This is a genomic window from Streptomyces sp. NPDC030799 (assembly GCF_055572255.1).
On sequence record NZ_JBVIDS010000016.1, the window covers coordinates 23,815 to 30,567 of the forward strand.

At 71.4% G+C, this 6,753-nt stretch carries 7 protein-coding genes; 4 read left to right on the forward strand and 3 right to left on the reverse strand.

The annotated features are described in order from the left end of the window. Positions 1 to 3: 3 nt before the first annotated feature. On the reverse strand, positions 4 to 1,140 hold the full coding sequence (locus ACZ41I_RS33605) for a dihydrofolate reductase family protein (protein WP_363215663.1): 1,137 nt from the start codon (positions 1,138 to 1,140) through the stop codon (positions 4 to 6). Between the two features lie 62 nt (positions 1,141 to 1,202). On the opposite strand from ACZ41I_RS33605, the gene ACZ41I_RS33610 reads away from it, so the two are divergent. Together ACZ41I_RS33610 and ACZ41I_RS33615 are read left to right on the forward strand one after the other, a co-directional pair. Next, on the forward strand, positions 1,203 to 1,760 hold the full coding sequence (locus tag ACZ41I_RS33610) for a MarR family winged helix-turn-helix transcriptional regulator (RefSeq protein WP_468515824.1): 558 nt from the start codon (positions 1,203 to 1,205) through the stop codon (positions 1,758 to 1,760). 80 nt (positions 1,761 to 1,840) lie between these two features. Then, on the forward strand, positions 1,841 to 2,476 hold the full coding sequence (locus tag ACZ41I_RS33615) for a GTP cyclohydrolase II (RefSeq protein ID WP_399767189.1): 636 nt from the start codon (positions 1,841 to 1,843) through the stop codon (positions 2,474 to 2,476). A 54-nt stretch (positions 2,477 to 2,530) separates the two neighbouring features. Here the strand turns inward: ACZ41I_RS33615 and ACZ41I_RS33620 are convergent, their stop codons facing one another. Beyond that, positions 2,531 to 3,952, reverse strand: coding sequence for a DHA2 family efflux MFS transporter permease subunit (locus tag ACZ41I_RS33620; protein ID WP_468515825.1), 1,422 nt, complete (start codon positions 3,950 to 3,952; stop codon positions 2,531 to 2,533). A gap of 26 nt (positions 3,953 to 3,978) precedes the next feature. Beyond that, the gene (locus ACZ41I_RS33625; protein WP_363215659.1) at positions 3,979 to 4,605 is read right to left on the reverse strand and encodes an NADPH-dependent FMN reductase; all 627 of its coding nucleotides are present in this window, start codon (positions 4,603 to 4,605) and stop codon (positions 3,979 to 3,981) included. A gap of 127 nt (positions 4,606 to 4,732) precedes the next feature. Between ACZ41I_RS33625 and ACZ41I_RS33630 the strand changes: the two genes are divergently transcribed. Together ACZ41I_RS33630 and ACZ41I_RS33635 are read left to right on the forward strand one after the other, a co-directional pair. After that, positions 4,733 to 5,416, forward strand: coding sequence for a TetR/AcrR family transcriptional regulator (locus tag ACZ41I_RS33630; RefSeq protein WP_399767182.1), 684 nt, complete (start codon positions 4,733 to 4,735; stop codon positions 5,414 to 5,416). A 559-nt stretch (positions 5,417 to 5,975) separates the two neighbouring features. Continuing rightward, the gene (locus ACZ41I_RS33635; RefSeq protein WP_399767180.1) at positions 5,976 to 6,629 is read left to right on the forward strand and encodes a DUF2637 domain-containing protein; all 654 of its coding nucleotides are present in this window, start codon (positions 5,976 to 5,978) and stop codon (positions 6,627 to 6,629) included. Positions 6,630 to 6,753 lie beyond the last annotated feature (124 nt).

The following is a 6,753-nucleotide window of genomic DNA, read 5'->3' on the forward strand; positions in this document are numbered from 1 at the left end:
TTTTCAGCCTCCCAGCAGATGCCTGTTCGGCGCCTTGGCGAGTGCCTCCAGCTCCGGCACCACGGCCACCTGCGCACCGGCCGTGACCAGGACCCCCGTGCCGTCGGCCGCCGAGACGAACGTGTCCGGCTCACGCCACGCGGTGACCACCCTGCGCACCCCGGCCCGCAGAATCAGCTCGGCGCAGGGCGCGGGCCGCGAGGCCCGCCGGGCACAGGGCTCCAGGCTGCTGTAGACCGTTGCGCCGGCCAACCGGGCATCCGCCGGGTCGATCTTCGCCAGCGCCGCCTCCTCCGCGTGGACCACGGGGTCGTCGCCCTCGCGTGAATGGCCCCGGGCCAGCTCCGTCCCGTCGGCGGCGACCACGACCGCGCCGACGCTGAACGCCGTCTCCGACGGCGGGCACAGCGCGGCCAGCTCGCAGGCGGTGCGCAGCCAGTGCCGGTCGGCGGCGACGGGGGCCGGGCCGGTGCCGGGGGCCGTGGGCTCGTAGCGCATGAGGACCACGTCCTCGATGCGGCGGGTCTCGGTGAGGCGCAGCCGGCCGGGCTGGTAGGCGCCCGGGCCGAACAGGCGGGGGGCGGCCGGATCGCCGACGAACAGCGGCGCGAGGACCAGCTGGAGCTCGTCGGCGAGGCCCAGCTGGAGCAGCTGGGTGTGGACCGTGCCGCCGCCCTCGACCATCAGGCGCCGTACGCCGCGCACGTCGTGCAGATGACCCAGCAGGGCGTGCCAGTCGAGGTCGGGGCCGAGCGGGACGATGCCGGCGGCGGCGCCGAGGAGGCGTGCGGCCCGTTCGGCGCCCTTGTCGGTCGTGTAGACGAGTTTGTCCCCGCCGGTGTGCCAGAAGTGGGCGTCGGGATCGAGGTCGCCGGTGGCGGTGACGGTCACCTTCAGCGGGTACTCCGGCCTGCCCCCGGCCACCCGGGCCGCGCGGCGCTCGGCGGAGTTGACCAGCAGCCGGGGGTTGTCGGCGCGGATCGTGCCGGCGCCGACCAGGATCGCGTCGACGGAGGCCCGGACCGCGTCGACCCGGTCGAAGTCGGCCGGACTGGACAGCAGGAGCCGGTCGGGGCCGGTGTCGTCCAGGTAACCGTCGAGGGAGACGGCGGCGGACAGCAGCACATAGGGGTACGACATCGGCGCGCTCTCCCTGCGAAGTCGCTCTTGGTTCAAGTTTGAAACAAACCTACACTGGGTGCATGACGACCCGCTGGCTCACTCCCGAGGAGCAGCGCGCCTGGCGCGCCTACCTGGCCGCCGCCCGGCTCCTGGACGACGCGATCGACCGGAACCTGCAGCAGACGGCCGGCATGCCGCATCTGTTCTACTCCGTGCTGGCCAACCTCTCGGAAGCGCCCGACCGGCGGCTGCGCATGACCGATCTCGCCGGGACGCTGAAGATCACCCGCAGCAGGCTGACATACGCGGTGACCCGGCTGGAGCGGGACGGGCTGGTGCGCCGCGAGGACTGCCGCTGGGACAAGCGCAGCAGCATCGCCGTACTGACGGACGAGGGACTGGCCGTGCTGGAGCGTACGGCGCCCGGGCACGTGGAGACCGTGCGCGCCACCATGTTCGACCGGCTCACGCCGGAACAGGTGGGTCAGCTGGAGGAGATCTGCACCGGGATCGCGCGCGGACTGCAGGGCGACGACACCGAGCCGGGGGCGGAGGACGTGCCCTGGCGGCGCCGGTCGTCCTGTTCCTCGTCGAACCCGCCCGCGTCCCCGGATTCCCGTCCCGCACCCGAAAACTAATTGCTTTAAGTTTTAAGCATGAGATAGGGTCCCTGCGAACCGCTGCTTCAAATCTGAAGCAACCTCCCGGAGGGATCCGCATGCCCGACACCACCGCCGCCACGCCGCGCGCCCGCGTCCGGGTACCGCTGCGCTTCCACGACGGCTACAGCGTCGACGCCGAACTCGTCACCTTCCACGGCCTGACCGACGGCCAGGAGCATGTCGCCGTCGTCCTCGGCGACCCCGGCCCGGTCCCGCTGGTGCGCCTGCACTCCGAGTGCCTGACCGGCGACGTCTTCGGCTCGGCCCGCTGCGACTGCGGACCCCAGCTGCGCGAGGCGGTCGAGCGCATCGCCGCCACCGGTGGCGTCCTGCTCTACCTCCGCCAGGAGGGCCGCGGCATCGGCCTCTACAACAAGCTCGACGCCTACGCCCTCCAGGACCAGGGCCTCGACACCTACGAGGCGAACGCCGCGCTCGGCCTGCCGGAGGACGCCCGCGACTACACCGCCGCCGCGCAGATGCTCACCGCCCTCGGCATCGACGAGCTGGACCTGCTGTCCAACAATCCCGACAAGGCCGAGCAGTTGCGCGCACTGGGCGTCGTCGTACGGGACCGGGTACCGACCGGTGTCTTCACCACGGACCACAATGTCCGCTACCTGCGCGCGAAGGTCCTCCAGACCCGCCACACCCTGCCCCTGGCCGAACTGACGGAGCTGACGGCGGGCTGAAGGGCGGGCTGGAGCCGGGGTGGGCCGGGGGGATCGGCGGAACGGATCCGCCCCTCACCGCACGCGCCTGCGGCCCGGAAGCGCAAGGGCCGGCAGGGCCGCCAGGGCCAGCAGGGCCGCCGCGACGGTGTACGCGGTGCGGAAGCCGGACGGGTGCAGGCCCGCCGATCCCAGCACCACCGACAGCACGGCCGTGCCGACGGAGGCGCCCAGCTGGGAGTTGATGCTCAGGGCGGTGCTCGCCGCGGGCAGCCGCTCCCCGGGCAGTTCCCGGCTCGCGGTGGTCATCGCCGGCATCAGCACCGTGCCGGCACCGATGCCCATCACCATCGACGACGCGACCATCCGCCAGGACTCGACCCCGGGTGTCCCGGACTGCCAGGCCAGCAGGGCCATGCCGAGGGCGGCGACCGCGATGCCGGCCGGGATCAGCCGGCGCGGCGCCACCTTGTCGATCCGCCGCGCCGCGATCTGCATCGTCGTACCGACCACGAGACCGACCGGCACGCCCAGCAGCCCGGTCGCCGTGGCGCTCAGGCCCCGCTCCTGCTGCCAGTACAGCGGGCCGAGCAGCATCGAGCCGAAGTAGCCGCAGGTGAACAGGGCCAGCGTGCCGGCGCCGGCGGCGAAGGTGCGGTCACGCAACAGCCGCAGGTCCAGCAGCGGCGAGGAGGCGGTGAGCGCCCGTCGTACGAAGGCCGCCGCGAGGGCCGCGCCGGCGAGCGTCGGCACGAGGGCGCCGGGCGCGGTGAAGTCGCCGCGCTCACCGCCCCGGGCCAGGCCGTACAGGAGCAGGGCGAGGCCCGGCGAGAGCATCAGCAAGCCGGGGAGGTCGAGGCGGGCGGCGGCCCGCCCGGGCCCGGGCGCCGGCGCGTCCGGCGGCAGCAGTCGTAGGGCGAGGGCCAGGGCCAGGGCGCCCACGGGCAGGTTGACCAGGAAGATCCAGTGCCAGGAGGCCGTGTCGACCAGCCAGCCGCCGAGCACCGGCCCGGCGACCGGACCGACCAGGACGGGCAGCCCGCCCACGGCCATCGCGCGGCCGAGCCGGCTGCGGTCGGCCGCGCCCATCACCATGGCCATGCCGACCGGCTGCAGCAGTCCGCCGCCGAGCCCCTGCACCGCCCGGAAGGCGATGAGGCTGCCCGCGTCCCAGGCGCACGCGGCGAGCAGCGAACCGAACGTGAAGAGGGTCAGCGCGGTCAGATAGGTGCGCTTGGCGCCGATCCGGGCCATGGCCCAGGCGGCCGACGGGATGACGGCGGCCAGCGCGAGCGTGTACGCGGTGGCGGTCCACTGGATGGTCTCCAGCGAGGCGCCGAAGGACTGCGAGAGCCGGCGCATCGCGACGTTGACGATCGTCATGTCGAGCACCGCCATCACGGTGCCGATGACGGTGACGGCCAGGATGCGGTTCAAAGCCGCGGCCGGGTTCCGGGCCGGGTGGACCGGTGTCGCGGCGGGTGCGGTCGTACGCATCTGCCCCACCTCTCTTCCCCCCGCCCTCAGCCCGCGTACGGGCGCTCGGCCCGCGCGGCCCGCAACGCCCGGCCCCACCAGGTGAGTTGGCCGAGCATGCCCTTCGCGGCACCGGCGCACACGGCCGCGTCCCGCGGGGTGCCGTCCTCACCGAGGCCGGACCAGGGACCGTGCAGGCTGACCGAGTCGCGCACGGTCGTCGCGTGCAGTTCGGCGAAGACCAGCCGGAGTTGCTCGACCGCGCGCAGCCCGCCGCCGAGCCCGCCGTACGAGACGAAGCCCACCGGCTTGGCATGCCACTGGGTGTGGTGCCAGTCGATGAAGTTCTTCAGGGACGCCGGGAAGCTGTGGTTGTACTCGGGCGTGACGACGACGAACGCGTCGGCGGCGGCGAGCCGCGGCGAGACCTCCCGCAGCGCGGCGGCGGCCTCGGGGCTCGGCGTGCCGCCCCAGCCGGGCAGCACCAGCGGCAGATCGACCTCGGCGAGGTCGATGACGTCGAAGTGCAGGCCCTCGTCCCCGGCGGCGGTGCCGAGGAACCAGTCGGTGACGGCCCGGCCCTGCCGGCCCTCCCGGACGCTGCCCACGACGACGGCGACGCGCAGCGGTGCTTCGGTGCCCTCGGACACGGCTTCCTCGCTGGTGACAGACACAGGTGTCCCCCTTCTCCGGTGGGGCGACCGCCCGGTGCGGCCTCCCGCATCAAAGTACAACGGTCGTTGTAAAAAGCACAACGCTCGTTGTAATTCGGGTAGGGTGGCTGGTCACGAGGAGGCAGGTGTGGGCGAAACGAACGAGTCCCGGACGGCGCAGGCGCGACGCGAGGTCTCACCGCGCAAGCTGGAGAAGCAGATGGCCATCGCGAGCGCGTCGTGCACGCTCTTCGGCCGCGAGGGCTATGCACGCGCCTCGGTCGACGCGCTGGCCGCCGAGGCCGGCGTCTCCACGCGCACGCTCTACAACCACTTCCCCGGCGGCAAGGCACAGCTCTTCCAGACCGTGGTGACCTGGACGTCCAACGAGGTCCGCGACGCCCAACTGGCCCGCCTGCACGCCGTACTGGACCCGGAACGGCCGCCGCGCGCCGAGGACCTGGAACGCGATCTGGTCGCCCTGGCCCGCGCGTTCGTCGGCCTCATGGCCGACTACCCGAACCACTTCGCCCTCGTCCGCCACATCCACGCCGAGGCCGACCATGTACCACCGGAGGTCCTCAAGGCCTGGTACGAGGCGGGACCGGGACCGGTCGGCCGGGCCGTCGCCGAGGCGATGGCGCAGCTCGCGGACGCCGGCCTGCTCGACCTGCACGGCGACGCGGCCATGACCGCCGCGCACTTCACGGCCCTGACCACGCATACGATCGTCCAGCTCACCAACTACGGCGTCCGCCCCCTCCCACCGGCGGAGACGGACCGTCTGATCAGGGGCGGAGTGGCGGCGTTCCTGCGGGCCTACCGCGCGTGACGGGTCCCCGCCCCACCGGGTGAACGGCCCGGCACCCGCGGCCCGCCTGCAGCCGCCCGACGATCACTTTCGGACAGGCCTTGCGGCGGGCCGCGCGCCCGCGCCTTACCGCACCCCTGCCGTTCGCTTCCCACTCCGGCCCGCGCGCCACGGGCTGTTTCACCCTGACGGACGCACGGAGGGCCCAGCCGGCCGGCCGTGACGACCAGGCCGTCCGTGGCCGGATCTGATCCCTCTATATTCACGGAATGCAATTTCCCAGTTACTCGCATTTTCGCCAATTGCTGTCATCGGACCCGCCGGATACTGCGTTCGGACCACGGAAACACCCGAATGCCGCACACCCCCGCGACCCAAGGAGCTCGTTAGGCGGTCGTGACACTGACTGAGAGGCTCGCAGCCGGGAATCTTCGCTCGGCGCTCACACTTCAGGCGGAACACGACGAAGGGGAGGGACGCTTTGACGGATGTTCGGATCTACTCGATGAGTTCCTGAGGAGAATCACCCAGCTGGAAACCGAGTATCTGCAGGCGATGGTGGGGCTATAGGACTTACCTGATGGACAGGATTCAGGACGAAGACATCTTCAGCGACACCGAGTTCAGCACGATCGAGATAGAGTGGGATCCGGTCGAAGAGCTGGCCCAGATGCTGTCCGCCGCGTCCGGCGCGAGTCCCGAGCCGAGCCCGCCGCACGAACGGTCCAGCCACAGACGGAACCGGCGGCGGATCCGCACGGAGTCCCGCTCGCCCGAGAACAGTCGCAGCGCTCACGTCACCCTCTTGATCGCGACGATCTCGGTGTGCGCAATCTGCATGTTGGGCTGGTCGTTTTCTTATTCTTATACCCAGCTCCGCGCCACCGCTTCTTCCGTACTGCCGATGAGACTGGCCCAGTGGTGGCCGCTGACGGTGTACGGGCCGTGGCTCGTTGCGGCCCTGTCCATTCTGCGGGCCACCGTGCAGAGTCGGAGTGCGCGCAGATCCTGGGGTGTGCTGCTGGGTGCCTCCGCCATGGCCGTCGCCCTGTGCGTCAGTCATTCATCACATTCACCGCTTTCACTGATCATCTTCGGAATTCCGCCGATCACCGCACTGGTGTGTTTCTGGGAGATCGTGGGACAGGTCTCGTCCAAGGTGTCCAAGCCCCGGCACGCCGCACACAGTCGGCGGAACTCCAAGCCGCAGGGGCAGTCGTTCGAGACCCCGTGAAAGTACGGCGTCCGGAACGGCCCCGGGCAGTCCCAAAACCACCCCCGTCCCCGAACATGTTCTTTCTCCACGCTGGGCGTTCTGGTTTCCCCCAACCCCGGGCTCCTTCCCCCAAACAACTTTT